The organism is Thioclava sp. F34-6, assembly GCF_002213235.1.
Lineage (GTDB): Bacteria > Pseudomonadota > Alphaproteobacteria > Rhodobacterales > Rhodobacteraceae > Thioclava > Thioclava nitratireducens.
The window spans coordinates 70,725-85,163 of the sequence record NZ_NBOA01000002.1 but is presented as its reverse complement, the minus strand read 5'-3'; the positions used below and the strand labels follow the sequence as shown (position 1 = coordinate 85,163).

Genomic DNA, 14,439 nt, shown 5'->3' with positions numbered 1-14,439 from the left:
CTTACCAGCTCGACTTCACCATACCGGGGATCTGACCGTAGGAGGCCAGGTCACGCAGCATGATCCGCGAGAGTTTGAGCTTACGGTAGTAAGCGTGGGGACGACCCGTGAGCTGGCAACGATTGTGCAGCCGGACCGCCGACGAGTTGCGCGGGAGTTCCGCGAGTTTCAGCGACGCCTTGAAGCGCTCTTCCATCGGGCGCTCCTGGTCGTTGATGATTTCCTTGAGCGCGGCCCGCTTGTCAGCGTACTTGTTCACAAGACGCTGGCGCTTCGCTTCGCGCGCAACCATGGATTTCTTAGCCATAAGTTTCGTTCCTCCGCGATCAGGCGTTGAAAGGCATGTTGAAATGCTTCAACAGCGCCTTCGCTTCGGCATCCACGTCAGACGTGGTCACCATGATGATGTCCATACCCAGAACCTCATCGACCTTATCGAAGTCGATTTCCGGGAACACGATGTGTTCCTTGAGGCCCATTGCGAAGTTGCCACGACCGTCGAAGGCCGGCTTCACGCCGCGGAAGTCGCGAACGCGCGGCAGGGCAACGTTGATCAGGCGATCGAGGAATTCGTACATCCGGTCACCGCGCAGGGTCACTTTCGCGCCCAGCGGCATTTCTTCACGGACGCGGAAGCCTGCGATCGACTTCTTCGCCTTGGTCATCACGGCCTTCTGACCAGCGATGAGCGAGAGCTCTTCGGCGGCCTGCTTGACCTTCTTGGTGTCTTTCACGGCTTCGCCGACGCCCATGTTCAGCACGATCTTGTCGAGCCGCGGGATCATCATGTCGTTCTTGTAGCCGAACTCTTCTTTCAGCGCGGCTTTGATCGAGTCGCGGTAAAGAGCGCGAAGACGCGGAGTGTAGGTAGCTTGATCGAGCATCAGATCACATCCCCCGTGGTCTTGGCGTAACGCACCTTCTTGCCGTCTTCCTCGCGGAAGCCGACGCGGGTGGCTTTGCCGTTTGCGTCCATCAGAGCCAGGTTCGACAGGTCGATCGGCATCGCCTTGGGCTGGCGACCGCCCTGGTTGGACTGGGTCTGACGCTGGTGGCGGATCGCAACGTTCACGCCGTCGACGACAGCTTTGCCGGCTTTCGGGTCAACAGAGGTGATCTCACCCTGCTTGCCCTTGTCCTTGCCAGCGAGAACGACGACCTTGTCGCCTTTGCGGAGCTTAGCAGCCATTACAGCACCTCCGGAGCAAGCGAGATGATCTTCATGAAGTTCTTCGCACGCAGCTCACGCACGACCGGCCCGAAGATACGGGTGCCGACCGGCTCGCCCGCGTTGTTCAGGATGACGGCGGCGTTGCGGTCGAAACGGATGGCAGTGCCATCGTCACGACGAACTTCCTTGGCGGTGCGCACGACGACGGCCTTGCGGACGTCACCTTTCTTCACGCGGCCGCGCGGGATCGCTTCCTTGACCGACACCACAATGATGTCGCCCACGGATGCGTAACGGCGGTGCGAGCCGCCGAGGACCTTGATGCACTGAACCCGGCGAGCGCCGGAGTTGTCAGCAACATCCAGATTGGTCTGCATCTGGATCATGGGGTTACTCCCGACCTTTGGGGACGCCTATGCAGTAAGGGCCCCAGGGTTTCGAATACTGGCGAAATGGCCGCGGCTTACGCCGTGACCACAACCCGCCAGCGCTTGGTCTTCGAGATCGGCGCGCACTCTTCGATGCGAACAATGTCACCGGTCTTGAACTGGTTTTCCGCGTCGTGGGCGCGGTATTTCTTGGACTTCCGGATCGTCTTCTTGAGAACCGGATGCGTGAAGCGGCGCTCGACCGAAACGGTGATGGTCTGGTCGTTCTTGTCCGACGTCACGGTACCTTGCAGGATGCGTTTGGGCATAGGAAGCTCTCCTTACTTCGCGGCTTCAGCGGCTTTTTGGTTCAGCACGGTCTTGATCCGTGCAACGTCCCGACGAACGGTGCGCATGCGCGCGGTGTTCTCGAGCTGGTTCGTGGCCTGCTGAAAGCGGAGATTGAAGGCTTCTTTCTTCAGCGAGATGAGCTGGTCACGCAGCTCATCAGGCGTCTTCGCCTTGAGTTCTTGGGCGTTCATCCCGGGTCCTTTCTTGGCATCAGAGGGCCCCTCGCGGGTGACCCTACTTCTGATGGGTTATGTCGGTCCTGATTTCAGGAACTTGGGGCCAATATCAGAGCGAATCGAATATGGCAAGGATTGTTTGGCCTCCGGCCCGCTTTCGCGTAACAGGGGGTAAATCCACGCCCAGTTGCGAGAGCCCCCAATGCCCGAGTCCAAATCCCAGATCGAGTCCCTTTTCGTCACCCGCCTCTACCGCGCCTCCCTATCCGAATTCGGCCCCAAGGTCGATACGAACGAGCTGGAGGCCTCGTGCTACGCCATCGCCGAGGATGACGAAGCCGGTCAGGACTGGTGTGAGGAGAACGGCTATCCGGGCTATACCTCCTACGCCTCGCTCACCGACCTGCCCTGGCGCTTCCCGATCTTCGCGGACATGGTGAAGGCGCTCGACAAGCACGTTGCGGCCTTTGCCAAAGATCTCGAATTCGATCTGGGCGAGGGTAAGCTGGTGCTGGAAGACCTCTGGATCAACATCCTGCCCGAAGGCGGCACCCACAGCTCGCACCTGCACCCCCATTCGGTGATCTCGGGCACGACCTATGTCGCGATGCCCGACGGCGCCTCGGCGCTGAAGCTGGAAGACCCGCGCAGCGCCCGGATGATGGCGGCCCCTACCCGCCTCAAGACCGCCCGGCGCGAGCTGCAGCCCTTCATCTACATCGCCCCCGAACCGGGTGAGGTGCTGCTCTGGGAGAGCTGGCTGCGCCACGAGGTACCGATGAACATGGCCGAAGACGAGCGGATCTCGGTCAGCTTCAATTACAAATGGGTCGACTGAGCCCGGCGCTTTGATCGTCATCATAGCCAAGCCGCATCTCACCTGATTTTCTTGCTGCGCAACCAGACACCGGGAGCGCAGCATGAAAGCACTCGTCGCCTATGCCTCGACCGAGGGGCAAACCCGCAAGATCGCGCGGCACGTCGCCGACCGCATCGCGGATCTGGGTCACTCCGCGGAATTGATTTCCACCGATGAGGCCGAAGGGATGGATCTCGGCCGGTTCGACCGGATCGTCCTCGCGGCCTCGATCCATGTCGGACATTATCAGGGTCGCTTCGCGGATTTCGTCGCCGAACAACGCGATATCATCAAGAACCGCCCGAACCTCTTTCTCTCGGTCTCGCTGGCCGCCGCCGGTCATGACGCAGAGGATTGGCGCGCCCTCGATAAAATCCTGAAGGACTTCGAAGCGGCGACCGGCTGGACGCCGGATCTGACGGAACAGATCGCGGGCGCCTATCTGCCGTCGAGATACGATATCTTCCGCCGGTTCGTGATGCGCCGGATCGTGGCGAAGAAAAATCCCGATGCCGATCTCGATGCTGATATCGAATATACCGACTGGAAGGCACTGGACGCGCTGATCGACGGCTGGATTTCCGACGGCGCCTGATCTCGGCACCAGATACGCAAAAGCCCCGCCATCTCTGGCGGGGCTTTCGTTTGTCTTCAGCAGTCAGACCGGGATTACCAGTCCTGACGCTCGACGATGCGGCAGGCCACCGGAAGCTTGGCCGCGCCGAGGCGCAGAGCCTCGCGTGCGGTCACTTCGTTGACGCCGTCGATCTCGAACATCACGCGGCCGGGCTTGACCTTGGCGGCCCAACGGTCGACCGAACCCTTACCTTTACCCATACGGACTTCGGTGGGCTTTGCGGTGATCGGGGTATCCGGGAAGATCCGGATCCAGACACGGCCTTGACGCTTCATGTGGCGGGTGATCGCACGACGCGCAGCTTCGATCTGACGGGCGGTGACGCGCTCGGGCGCCTCTGCCTTGAGGCCGAAGTGACCGAAGTTCAGGTCGAAACCACCTTTGGCTTCACCATGAATCCGGCCTTTGTGCATCTTGCGGAACTTCGTCCGTTTCGGTTGCAGCATAACTATCTACTCCCTCAGCGATCGCGACGCGGGCCGCGCGGTGCCGGGCCCTCTTGGGCTTCGGCGTGCTTGCGGTCACGAGCTTGCGGATCATGTTCCATGATCTCGCCTTTGAAGATCCAGACCTTCACGCCGATGATCCCGTAGGGGGTCGACGCTTCGGACAGCGCGTAGTCGATGTCGGCACGCAGGGTGTGCAGCGGAACGCGACCTTCGCGATACCACTCGGTCCGTGCGATCTCGGCGCCGCCCAGACGGCCAGCGACGTTCACGCGGATACCAAGACCACCCATGCGCATCGCGTTCTGCACCGCGCGCTTCATGGCGCGACGGAACGAGACACGACGCTCGAGCTGCTGAGCGATCGACTCGGCAACCAGCTGCGCGTCAAGTTCCGGCTTGCGGACTTCGACGATGTTCAGGTGCAGCTCGCTGTCGGTGAAGTTCGCCAGCTTCTTGCGGAGCGCTTCGATGTCAGCGCCCTTCTTGCCGATGATGACGCCCGGACGCGCAGCGTGAATGGTCACGCGGCACTTCTTGTGCGGACGCTCGATGATGACACGGCTGACGCCGGCCTGCTTGGCTTCCTCGTGGATGAACTCGCGGATCTTGATGTCCTCGAGCAGCAGGTCGCCGTAGTCCTTGCTGTCGGCATACCAGCGGCTATCCCAGGTGCGGTTGACCTGGAGGCGCATGCCGATCGGATTAACCTTCTGACCCATTACGCTTGCTCCTCAACCTGACGCACCTTGATGGTGATTTCCGAGAACGGCTTCATGATCTTGCCGAAGCGACCACGCGCCCGCGGACGGCCACGCTTCATCACCAGGTTCTTGCCGACCCAGGCTTCCGCCACGACGAGTTCGTCCACGTCCAGGCCGTGGTTGTTCTCTGCGTTGGCGATCGCCGACTGAAGGCACTTCTTCACGTCGAGCGCGATGCGCTTCTTCGAGAAGGTCAGGTCCGAAAGGGCCTTGTCGACCTTCTTGCCACGGATCATCGCGGCGACGAGGTTCAGTTTCTGCGGCGAGGTGCGAAGCATACGGGTCTTCGCCATCGCTTCGTTCTCCGCCACGCGGCGCGGATTCTTTTCCTTACCCATGACGATTACTTCCTCTTGGCTTTTTTATCGGCCGCATGCCCGTAATAGGTGCGGGTCGGCGAATATTCACCGAACTTCTGGCCGATCATTTCCTCGGTGACGTTGACCGGGATGTGTTTCTGACCGTTGTAGACCCCAAAGGTGAGGCCGACGAATTGCGGCAGGATGGTGGAGCGACGCGACCAGATCTTGATGACGTCGCCTTTGCCCGACTCGCGAGCCTTCTCTGCTTTTTTCAGCAGGTAGGCATCAACGAAGGGGCCTTTCCAAACAGAACGAGACATATGTTAGCGACCCTTCTTCTTCGCGTGACGCGAACGCAGGATGTACTGGTCCGTCTTCTTGTTGACGCGCGTGCGCTTGCCCTTGGTGGGCTTGCCCCACGGCGTAACCGGATGACGGCCACCCGAGGTGCGGCCTTCACCACCACCGTGCGGGTGGTCGATCGGGTTCATCGCGACACCGCGGACGGTCGGACGAACACCCATGTGGCGCTTACGACCGGCTTTACCGAGGTTCTGGTTCGAGTGGTCGGCGTTCGACACGGCACCGATGGTCGCCATGCATTCCTGACGCACGAGGCGCAGTTCGCCCGACGAAAGACGCAGCTGAGCGTAGCCGCCGTCACGACCGACGAACTGGGCGTAGGTGCCCGCGGCGCGTGCGATCTGGCCACCCTTGCCGGGCTTCAGTTCGACGTTGTGGACGATGGTACCGATCGGCATGCCCGAGAACGGCATCGCGTTGCCCGGCTTGACGTCGTGACGCGAGCCCGAAACGACCTTGTCACCAACAGCGAGACGCTGGGGTGCGAGGATGTAGGCCTGCTCACCATCTTCATAATTGATCAGCGCGATGAAGGCGGTCCGGTTCGGATCGTATTCGATCCGCTCGACGGTGCCATGAACATCGAACTTGCGACGCTTGAAATCGACGATGCGGTAGAGACGCTTCGCGCCACCACCCTTGTGCCACATCGTGATCCGCCCGGTGTTGTTCCGGCCACCCGACTTGGTCAAACCCTCAGTGAGGGCTTTGACCGGACGGCCTTTCCAAAGCTCCGAACGGTCGATCAGAACCAGCCCACGCTGGCCCGGCGTCGTCGGCTTATACGACTTGAGTGCCATGCTTTCTGTCTTCCGTTGGTTTGCGGCGAGTTGCCTCGCCTGTCTGTGTGTATAGGGCCCCGAAGGTCCCCGAATTCAAAAATCACGGGCCCCGGAACGAATCCGAGGCCGCGAGACTGGCGCGATGTAGCAGGCTTATGGGGGTGAGTCTATAGCCTTGGCCTGTTTTTACACGCGATGGCCCAAGCAACTGGCGCTTCGCGGTCCGGGCAGGCAAAATGGCCCCCGAGGCAGACGACATAACAGGAGAAAATCGATGCGTCCAACCCGAGCAATTCTGCTCGCCGCTCCGCTCTGCGCGGCAGCCACCCTCGCCACCCCCACCCTCGCCGACGCTTGGCGCGGAACCTACGAGGTCGCAGGCGTGAAGGGGCAGGACATGCTGAAACTGCGCGCAGGCCCCGGCACCGGCTACAAGGTAATTCTGGGGCTTCCCAACGGCGCAATCGTCCATGTGCGCAGCTGCGAGCGCAGCGGCAATACCCGCTGGTGCAACGTCTCGCTCGACGTCGCGCGCAACCTGCGCGGCTATGTCTCGGAGAGCTACCTGCGGGAGAAGTGAGTGGTGTGCGCTGCCCGGGCTGGCCACCCGGGCGCCCCATGAGAGACAAGCCCCTAATCCAACTCCGCAAACGAAAAGGCCCCCGCGATCACGAGGGCCTTTCCAATGTCTCGGTCGTACCGGATTACAGACCGGTGGTGACGTCGATCGTGTTGCCTTCTTCCAGCGTCACGTAGGCTTTCTTGAAGTCCGAGCGACGGCCGGGGGTGCCCCGGAAGCGCTTGGTCTTGCCCTTGGTGATGGTGGTGTTGACCGCCTTCACCTTGACGCCGAAGAGAGTCTCGACAGCTTCTTTGATCTGCGGCTTCGAAGCGTCTTTCGCCACTTCGAAAACAACAGCGCCGTTCTCCGAGGCCATGGTGGCCTTCTCGGTGATGACCGGCTTGACGATCACGTCGTAATGTTCGGGTTTCGCGCTCATTTCAGACGAGCCTCCAGAGCTTCGACACCCGCCTTCGTGAGCACGAGCGTGTCACGCTTGAGGATGTCATACACGTTGGCGCCCATCGAAGGCAGCACATCGATGCCGTCGATGTTGCGCGCGGCTTGGGCGAAGTTCTCGTTCACCTCGGCCCCGTCGATCACCAGCACCTTCTTCCAGCCCAGCTCCTTGGCGGCTTTCGCCAGCAGCTTGGTCTTGGCTTCGGCGAGCTGCGCGTCCTCCAGGACGATCAGTTTGCCAGCGGCGGCTTTCGACGACAGCGCGTGCTTCAGACCCAGAGCCCGGAACTTCTTGGGCAGGTCATGAGCGTGGCTGCGCGGGGTCGGACCCTTGTAGACACCACCCTTGCGGAAGATCGGCGCCTTGCGGGAACCGTGACGTGCGCCACCGGTGCCCTTCTGACGGTAGATTTTCTTGGTCGAGTAGCTGACCTCCGAGCGGGTGAGAACCGAGTGGGTGCCCTGCTGAGCCTTCGCGCGCTGCCAGCGCACGACGCGATGCAGGATGTCCGCACGCGGCTCGAGCCCGAAGATCTCGTCGGCGAGGTCGATCGAACCGGCCTTGCCGGCGTCGAGCTTGATCACATCGAGTTTCATTCTTTGTCTCCTTCGGGCGCTTCGCCGCCGTCTTCGCCTTTATCGGCTTCGATCGACGCTTCGGCTTCCTTCAGCGCGGCAGCTTCCTGAGCGGCCTGCTCCTCGGCGAGACGCTGAGCTTCGGCTTCGGCCTCGGCGGCAGCGGCGGCAGCGGCTTCTTCGGCAGCTTTCGCAGCGGCTTCGGCAGCCGACTTCAGCGCGGCGGGGTAGATGATGTTCTCGGAAAGCGGTTTCTTGACCGCATCCTTGACCGTCACCCAGCCACCTTTGGCGCCCGGAACCGAACCCTTGACCATGATCAGGCCACGGTCGGCATCGGTCTTGACGACCTGAAGGTTCTGGGTCGTGACACGGACGGCACCGAGGTGACCGGCCATCTTCTTGCCCTTGAACACTTTACCCGGGTCCTGACACTGACCGGTCGAACCGTGCGAGCGGTGCGAGATCGACACGCCGTGCGTGGCGCGCAGACCGCCGAAGTTGTGACGCTTCATCGCACCGGCGAAACCCTTACCGATCGAGGTGCCCGCGATATCCACGAACTGACCTTCGAAATAGTGGTTCGCGGTGATTTCCTCGCCCACTTCGATCAGATTTTCTTCAGCGACGCGGAATTCCGCGACCTTGCGCTTCGGGGCGACATTGGCTTTCGCGAAGTGACCACGCAGGGCGGCGGTCGTACGCTTGGCCTTGGCTTCACCAGCGCCGAGCTGAACGGCCGTGTAGCCGTCGGTCTCGGAAGTGCGCTGAGCCACCACCTGAAGCTTGTCGAGTTGGAGAACGGTCACAGGAACCTGCTTGCCGTCCTCAAGGAAGAGCCGGGTCATGCCCAGCTTCTTGGCGATAACACCAGTCCGCAGCATAATGCCCTCCTTACACCTTGATCTCGACGTCGACGCCCGCTGCGAGGTCGAGCTTCATCAGCGCGTCCACGGTCTGGGGGGTCGGATCGACGATGTCGAGAAGACGCTTATGCGTCCGGATTTCCCACTGGTCGCGCGACTTCTTGTCGATGTGCGGACCACGCAGAACCGTGAATTTCTCGATCTTGTTCGGGAGCGGGATGGGCCCGCGAACCTGAGCACCCGTGCGCTTCGCGGTGTTCACGATTTCCTGGGTGCTGGCGTCCAGCACGCGGTAATCGAACGCCTTGAGCCGGATGCGGATATTTTGGCCGGTCATATGTCATGCCTCTTCGCATGGCGTGAAGGTTGAGAGGCAGACGGCACCGAATGTAGCGCCTGCATCGAACCTATAAATCTTGGCAGATCAGGCGCGTCCTCTATGGCGTCACCCTGAGTCTGTCAAGAGCGAATGGCGCGCCTTTCGGCGCACCATTCAGATTCTTTCCAACTGTCGTTTTCGGGGCCCCGGAGAGGGCCCCGAAGTCACCGATCACTCGATGATTTTCGACACCACGCCGGCGCCGACGGTACGGCCGCCTTCGCGGATTGCGAAGCGCAGACCGTCTTCCATCGCGATCGGAGCGATCAGTTCGACTTCGAACTTCAGGTTGTCGCCCGGCATCACCATCTCGGTGCCCTCGGGCAACGTCACGGTGCCGGTCACGTCCGTCGTGCGGAAGTAGAACTGCGGACGGTAGTTCGCGAAGAACGGGGTGTGACGGCCACCTTCCTCTTTGGTGAGGATGTAGGCTTCAGCTTCGAACTTCGTGTGCGGCTTCACCGAACCCGGCTTGCACAGAACCTGACCACGCTCGACGCCGTCACGGTCGATGCCGCGCAGCAGCGCGCCGATGTTGTCGCCAGCTTCACCACGGTCCAGCAGCTTGCGGAACATCTCGACGCCCGTGCAGGTCGTCTTCGAGGTGTCGCGGATGCCCACGATTTCCAGTTCGTCGCCGACGTTGATCACGCCACGCTCGACGCGGCCGGTCACAACCGTACCACGGCCCGAGATCGAGAACACGTCTTCGATCGGCATCAGGAAGGGCTGGTCCACGGCGCGCTCCGGCGTCGGGATGTAGCTGTCGACAGCTTCCATCAGAGCACGGATCGAGTTCTCGCCGATTTCCGGATCACGGCCTTCCATCGCGGCCAGAGCCGAACCCTTGATGATCGGGATATCGTCGCCGGGGAAGTCGTAGGACGACAGAAGTTCGCGAACTTCCATTTCCACGAGCTCGAGCAGCTCCTCGTCGTCGACCTGGTCAACCTTGTTCAGGTACACGACCATCGCCGGGATGCCGACCTGACGGCCGAGCAGGATGTGCTCGCGCGTCTGCGGCATCGGGCCGTCAGCTGCGTTCACGACCAGAATCGCGCCGTCCATCTGCGCGGCACCCGTGATCATGTTCTTCACGTAGTCGGCGTGGCCGGGGCAGTCGACGTGCGCGTAGTGACGCGACTCGGTCTCGTACTCCACGTGCGCGGTCGAGATCGTGATGCCGCGGGCTTTCTCTTCCGGCGCGCCGTCGATCTGGTCATACGCGCGGAAATCACCGAAATACTTCGTGATCGCAGCCGTCAGCGTCGTCTTGCCGTGGTCAACGTGGCCAATCGTGCCGATGTTGACGTGCGGTTTGTTACGTTCAAACTTTTCCTTTGCCATGATGGCCTCCTGTCAGTGCGTTGGGTGGGAAAGGCGCCGGGTCTCCCCAGCGCGCGTCCCTTACGCGTATTTCTTCTGAATCTCGTCCGAGATGTTCTGCGGCACGGCTTCGTAATGGCTGAAGAGCATCGTGAAGACCGCACGGCCCGAGGACATCGAACGCAGGTTGTTGATGTAGCCGAACATGTTGGCGAGCGGCACGAAGGCGTTCACGACGACCGCGTTGCCGCGGGTGTCCTGACCTTGCACCTGGCCCCGACGCGAGGTCAGGTCGCCAATGATGCCACCGGTATATTCTTCCGGGGTCACCACTTCGACTTTCATCATCGGCTCGAGCAGCTTCGCGCCAGCCTTGCGCAGACCTTCACGCATCGCGGCACGCGACGCGATTTCGAAGGCGAGCACCGAGGAGTCGACGTCGTGGAATGCACCGTCAACCAGCGCAACCTTGAAGTCGATCACCGGGAAGCCTGCCAGCGGACCGGAGTCCATGACCGACTTGATGCCCTTTTCGACGCCCGGGATGTATTCCTTCGGAACAGCACCACCAACGATGCGGCTCTCGAACGAATAACCTTCGCCCGGCTCGGTCGGCGAGATCTCGAGCTTGACGCGCGCGAACTGACCGGTACCGCCGGTCTGCTTCTTGTGCGTGTAGTCGATCTCGGTCGCGTGGCTGATCGTCTCGCGATAGGCCACCTGCGGCGCACCGATATTCGCCTCGACCTTGAACTCGCGCTTCATGCGGTCGACCAGGATGTCGAGGTGAAGTTCGCCCATGCCCTTCATGATGGTCTGGCCCGACTCGAGGTCGGTTTCGACGCGGAAGGACGGGTCTTCGGCTGCCAGGCGCTGAAGGGCGAGGCCCATCTTTTCCTGGTCGGCTTTCGACTTCGGCTCCACGGCGATCTCGATCACCGGATCGGGGAAGGTCATCGTTTCGAGAACGACCTGGTTGTTCGGGTCGCACAGCGTGTCACCGGTGGTGGTCTCTTTCAGACCGGCCAGCGCGATGATGTCGCCCGCATAGGCTTCTTCGATCTCGGTCCGGTTGTTCGAGTGCATCATCATCATACGACCGATGCGCTCTTTACGACCTTTGGTCGAGTTCAGGATCGAGTCGCCCTTCTTCAGCGTGCCCGAGTAGAGGCGCGTGAAGGTGAGCGAACCCACGAAGGGGTCGTTCATGATCTTGAACGCGAGACCCGACAGGGGCTCTTCGTCCGAGGCATGACGTGCGATGTTGCGGGTTTCCGTCTCGTCGTCCGGCGAGAAGCCCATGTAGGCGGGCACGTCGAGCGGCGAGGGCAGGAAGTCGACCACGGCGTTGAGCAGCGGCTGGACACCCTTGTTCTTGAAGGCCGAACCACCGAGAACCGGAACGAAGGACAGCGACAGCGTGCCCTTGCGGATCAGGTTGCGCAGCGTCGGGATATCGGGCTCTTCGCCTTCGAGATAGGCCATCATCGCGTCGTCGTCTTGCTCGACGGCGTTCTCGATGAGGTGCGAACGCCATTCGTCCGCGGTCGCCTTCAGATCGTCACGGATCGGCTGACGCACCCAGGCAGCGCCCAGATCTTCGCCTTTCCAGACCCACTCTTCCATGGTGACCAGGTCGACGATGCCTTCGAGTTGATCTTCGGCACCGATCGGGAAGTTCACCGGAACCGGAGTCGCACCGGTGCGGTCCTTGATCATCTTCACGCAGTTGAAGAAGTCCGCGCCGATCTTGTCCATCTTGTTGACGAAGACGAGGCGCGGAACCTTGTAGCGGTCAGCCTGACGCCACACGGTCTCGGTCTGCGGCTCAACACCGGCGTTCCCGTCGAGCAGCGCGACAGCGCCGTCGAGCACGGCCAGCGAACGCTCCACCTCGATGGTGAAGTCGACGTGGCCGGGGGTGTCGATGATGTTCATACGGAACTTGGTATCATCCGTACCTTCGGCGGTCGGATCTTCCTGCCACTGCCAGAAAGTCGTGGTAGCTGCCGAGGTGATGGTGATGCCGCGCTCGGCCTCTTGCTCCATCCAGTCCATGGTAGCAGCACCGTCGTGCACCTCGCCGATCTTGTGCGACTTGCCGGTGTAGAACAGGATGCGCTCGGTCGTCGTGGTTTTACCAGCGTCGATATGCGCCATGATCCCGAAGTTGCGATAACGCTTTAGGGGATATTCGCGAGCCATGGTGGCGTCCTTCCGTTATTACCAGCGATAATGGCTGAACGCTTTGTTCGCGTCGGCCATCTTGTGGGTGTCTTCGCGCTTCTTGACCGCGGAACCACGCGAGTTCACGGCATCGAGGAGTTCGCCGGCGAGGCGCTCTTCCATGGTGTTCTCGTTGCGGGACTTGGCGGCAGCGATGAGCCAGCGGATGGCCAGCGCTTCGCGGCGGGTCGGGCGCACCTCGACCGGAACCTGATAGGTGGCACCACCCACACGACGCGAACGCACTTCGACCGAAGGCTTCACGTTGTCGAGGGCTTCGTGGAACACCTCGATGGGCTCACGCTTGAGCTTGCCCTCAACGCGGTTGAGCGCGTTGTAGACGATTTTCTCGGCGGCGGACTTCTTGCCGTCGATCATCAGGTTGTTCATGAATTTGGTCAGCACGCGATCGCCATATTTGGCGTCGGGCAGGACTTCGCGCTTCTCAGCGGCGTGACGACGAGACATCTCGAGATCTCCTTACTTCGGACGCTTCGCGCCGTATTTCGAACGGCGTTGACGACGGTCTTTAACACCTTGCGTATCGAGCACACCGCGCAGGATGTGGTAACGAACGCCCGGAAGGTCTTTCACACGGCCGCCACGAATGAGCACAACGGAGTGCTCCTGGAGGTTGTGCTTCTCGCCCGGGATGTAGGAGATGACCTCGAAGCCATTCGTCAGGCGCACCTTGGCGACCTTACGCATAGCGGAGTTCGGTTTCTTCGGCGTCGTGGTGTAGACGCGCGTGCACACGCCACGCTTTTGCGGGCATTCTTGGAGGTGCTGCGACTTAGAGCGCTTCACCTTGGGCTGCCGCGGTTTGCGGATCAGCTGTTGGATCGTCGGCATTCGGTTCCCCGTTCTGCTGTCAATACTCGCCCCGTTTCCGGAGGCGCCACTTCTCGACGCGTTTCCGCGCGGATTCGCGAAAACGCCAAATCGCATTCCTCCCCGGCCCGAGGACCGCGGCGAATGCGTTGAATTCCAGAGGATCGGGGCGAAGGCCCGGATCATGACCACTAGAAATCGGCGACCCTTCGGGCAGACTTCACCCGTCAGGTAGCGCGGCGTATAGGGGGAGTCGTCTGGGTTGTCAACTCTCGCGCCGGGCCTCGCCGCGCACTTGCGCCACAAGCCGCGCGCCCCACCCTGCGAAGAGGATTCCCCAGAGCAGCCAGGCCACCGTAAGGCTTACCAGTCCGGCGAAATAGGTGTCGGATAGAAAGTGCCGTCCGGTGCCGATCCGCTGCACGATGATGAAGACCGCGACGAAGACGCCGACTGCGCGCAGATAGAGCACGCCCCAGCGTGGCAGGTGCGCCCGCCACAGCTCTGCGCCGAGCCATATTAGCAGCCCCAGCGCAACTGCCGCCGCGACCTCGCCCGACACGAACGAGCAGTTCCGCGAGCATTGATCGGTGAAGGTGCCTGGCAGGCTGAAGTGATGCGCGCCGCCGAAGAGATCAACATTCGCAGGTCGCGCTCGCCCGGAATTCGCCTTCAGCACGCCGTTCACGACCACGATCGGACCAAGCAGATAGAGAAGGCAGATGAAGGCCCAGATCCGCGCAGGCAAACGCAGCACCGTGCGATGGCGCAATCCCGCCCATGGCCACGCAACGAGCGAGACGACGAACAGCACGATGGAGATATCCCAGATCCGCTGGCGCAGCCATTCCCAGAGCGGGTTGGTGATTACCGTGAACCCCTCCCCTGCCCGGTAGAACAGCCCGGCGGTGCCCAGATCGAGTTCCGGCACCAGGCGGAACAGCAGGAAGCCTCCGATCCACGCCGCCAGCAGCAGCCGGATGGCAAAGCTCATA

General features: G+C 61.5%; 23 protein-coding genes. 3 read left to right on the top strand and 20 right to left on the bottom strand.

The window, feature by feature from the left end; all coding sequences use genetic code 11:
• Window position 1: 1 nt before the first annotated feature.
• From rpsN to rpmC, 6 genes are all read right to left on the bottom strand, one after another.
• Complete coding sequence (gene rpsN / locus B6V72_RS03575; RefSeq protein ID WP_075773854.1) at window positions 2-307, bottom strand: 30S ribosomal protein S14; 306 nt, start codon at window positions 305-307, stop codon at window positions 2-4.
• A 19-nt stretch (window positions 308-326) separates the two neighbouring features.
• Window positions 327-884: a 50S ribosomal protein L5 gene (rplE, locus tag B6V72_RS03570; protein WP_075773853.1), complete on the bottom strand. Its 558-nt coding sequence runs from the start codon at window positions 882-884 to the stop codon at window positions 327-329.
• A complete protein-coding gene (gene rplX, locus B6V72_RS03565; RefSeq protein ID WP_088734720.1) occupies window positions 884-1,189 on the bottom strand; it encodes a 50S ribosomal protein L24 in 306 nt (101 codons plus the stop codon). Before rplX ends, rplE begins: the two co-directional genes overlap by 1 nt.
• The gene (gene rplN / locus B6V72_RS03560) at window positions 1,189-1,557 is read right to left on the bottom strand and encodes a 50S ribosomal protein L14 (protein WP_075773851.1); all 369 of its coding nucleotides are present in this window, start codon (window positions 1,555-1,557) and stop codon (window positions 1,189-1,191) included. Before rplN ends, rplX begins: the two co-directional genes overlap by 1 nt.
• 77 nt (window positions 1,558-1,634) lie before the next feature.
• On the bottom strand, window positions 1,635-1,868 hold the full coding sequence (gene rpsQ / locus B6V72_RS03555) for a 30S ribosomal protein S17 (protein WP_075773850.1): 234 nt from the start codon (window positions 1,866-1,868) through the stop codon (window positions 1,635-1,637).
• Window positions 1,869-1,880: 12 nt separating this feature from the next.
• A complete protein-coding gene (gene rpmC, locus B6V72_RS03550) occupies window positions 1,881-2,081 on the bottom strand; it encodes a 50S ribosomal protein L29 (protein ID WP_088734719.1) in 201 nt (66 codons plus the stop codon).
• Window positions 2,082-2,268: 187 nt separating this feature from the next.
• Between rpmC and B6V72_RS03545 the strand changes: the two genes are divergently transcribed.
• Both B6V72_RS03545 and B6V72_RS03540 read left to right on the top strand, forming a co-directional pair.
• Window positions 2,269-2,904 carry a 2OG-Fe(II) oxygenase family protein gene (locus B6V72_RS03545; RefSeq protein WP_088719469.1) on the top strand — a complete coding sequence of 212 codons (636 nt, stop codon included), beginning with the start codon at window positions 2,269-2,271 and terminating at the stop codon, window positions 2,902-2,904.
• Between the two features lie 82 nt (window positions 2,905-2,986).
• Window positions 2,987-3,520 (top strand): flavodoxin domain-containing protein, encoded by a 534-nt coding sequence (locus B6V72_RS03540; protein WP_088728040.1) that lies wholly within the window; start codon window positions 2,987-2,989, stop codon window positions 3,518-3,520.
• A gap of 74 nt (window positions 3,521-3,594) precedes the next feature.
• Here B6V72_RS03540 and rplP read toward each other — a convergent pair whose 3' ends face one another.
• Genes rplP through rplB form a run of 5 tightly spaced genes read right to left on the bottom strand, consistent with a single transcriptional unit; the run spans window position 3,595 to window position 6,237 of the window.
• Entirely contained in the window at window positions 3,595-4,008 is a 414-nt protein-coding gene (gene rplP / locus B6V72_RS03535) for a 50S ribosomal protein L16 (protein WP_075773846.1), read from the bottom strand.
• Between the two features lie 14 nt (window positions 4,009-4,022).
• The gene (gene rpsC, locus B6V72_RS03530) at window positions 4,023-4,730 is read right to left on the bottom strand and encodes a 30S ribosomal protein S3 (protein ID WP_075773845.1); all 708 of its coding nucleotides are present in this window, start codon (window positions 4,728-4,730) and stop codon (window positions 4,023-4,025) included.
• Entirely contained in the window at window positions 4,730-5,110 is a 381-nt protein-coding gene (gene rplV / locus B6V72_RS03525; protein ID WP_078521290.1) for a 50S ribosomal protein L22, read from the bottom strand. The genes rpsC and rplV overlap by 1 nt, the downstream gene beginning before the upstream one ends.
• Window positions 5,111-5,115: 5 nt before the next feature.
• Window positions 5,116-5,394, bottom strand: coding sequence for a 30S ribosomal protein S19 (gene rpsS / locus B6V72_RS03520; RefSeq protein ID WP_075773843.1), 279 nt, complete (start codon window positions 5,392-5,394; stop codon window positions 5,116-5,118).
• Between the two features lie 3 nt (window positions 5,395-5,397).
• The gene (gene rplB, locus B6V72_RS03515) at window positions 5,398-6,237 is read right to left on the bottom strand and encodes a 50S ribosomal protein L2 (RefSeq protein WP_075773842.1); all 840 of its coding nucleotides are present in this window, start codon (window positions 6,235-6,237) and stop codon (window positions 5,398-5,400) included.
• A 256-nt stretch (window positions 6,238-6,493) separates the two neighbouring features.
• On the opposite strand from rplB, the gene B6V72_RS03510 reads away from it, so the two are divergent.
• Entirely contained in the window at window positions 6,494-6,799 is a 306-nt protein-coding gene (locus B6V72_RS03510; RefSeq protein ID WP_075773841.1) for an SH3 domain-containing protein, read from the top strand.
• 124 nt (window positions 6,800-6,923) lie between these two features.
• Here the strand turns inward: B6V72_RS03510 and B6V72_RS03505 are convergent, their stop codons facing one another.
• From B6V72_RS03505 to B6V72_RS03465, 9 genes are all read right to left on the bottom strand, one after another.
• A complete protein-coding gene (locus B6V72_RS03505) occupies window positions 6,924-7,220 on the bottom strand; it encodes a 50S ribosomal protein L23 (RefSeq protein WP_075773840.1) in 297 nt (98 codons plus the stop codon).
• Entirely contained in the window at window positions 7,217-7,837 is a 621-nt protein-coding gene (rplD, locus tag B6V72_RS03500) for a 50S ribosomal protein L4 (protein ID WP_075773839.1), read from the bottom strand. Before rplD ends, B6V72_RS03505 begins: the two co-directional genes overlap by 4 nt.
• Window positions 7,834-8,700 (bottom strand): 50S ribosomal protein L3, encoded by an 867-nt coding sequence (rplC, locus tag B6V72_RS03495; protein ID WP_075773838.1) that lies wholly within the window; start codon window positions 8,698-8,700, stop codon window positions 7,834-7,836. The genes rplD and rplC overlap by 4 nt, the downstream gene beginning before the upstream one ends.
• Window positions 8,701-8,710: 10 nt before the next feature.
• The gene (gene rpsJ, locus B6V72_RS03490) at window positions 8,711-9,019 is read right to left on the bottom strand and encodes a 30S ribosomal protein S10 (RefSeq protein ID WP_036639457.1); all 309 of its coding nucleotides are present in this window, start codon (window positions 9,017-9,019) and stop codon (window positions 8,711-8,713) included.
• A gap of 213 nt (window positions 9,020-9,232) precedes the next feature.
• The gene (gene tuf, locus B6V72_RS03485; protein ID WP_077701325.1) at window positions 9,233-10,408 is read right to left on the bottom strand and encodes an elongation factor Tu; all 1,176 of its coding nucleotides are present in this window, start codon (window positions 10,406-10,408) and stop codon (window positions 9,233-9,235) included.
• 60 nt (window positions 10,409-10,468) lie between these two features.
• A complete protein-coding gene (gene fusA, locus B6V72_RS03480) occupies window positions 10,469-12,592 on the bottom strand; it encodes an elongation factor G (RefSeq protein WP_075773837.1) in 2,124 nt (707 codons plus the stop codon).
• An 18-nt stretch (window positions 12,593-12,610) separates the two neighbouring features.
• A complete protein-coding gene (rpsG, locus tag B6V72_RS03475; protein ID WP_075773836.1) occupies window positions 12,611-13,081 on the bottom strand; it encodes a 30S ribosomal protein S7 in 471 nt (156 codons plus the stop codon).
• A gap of 12 nt (window positions 13,082-13,093) precedes the next feature.
• Entirely contained in the window at window positions 13,094-13,465 is a 372-nt protein-coding gene (gene rpsL / locus B6V72_RS03470) for a 30S ribosomal protein S12 (protein WP_038074720.1), read from the bottom strand.
• A gap of 244 nt (window positions 13,466-13,709) precedes the next feature.
• Window positions 13,710-14,438, bottom strand: a complete 729-nt coding sequence (locus B6V72_RS03465; protein WP_168173006.1) for a phosphatase PAP2 family protein — start codon at window positions 14,436-14,438, stop codon at window positions 13,710-13,712.
• Window position 14,439 lies beyond the last annotated feature (1 nt).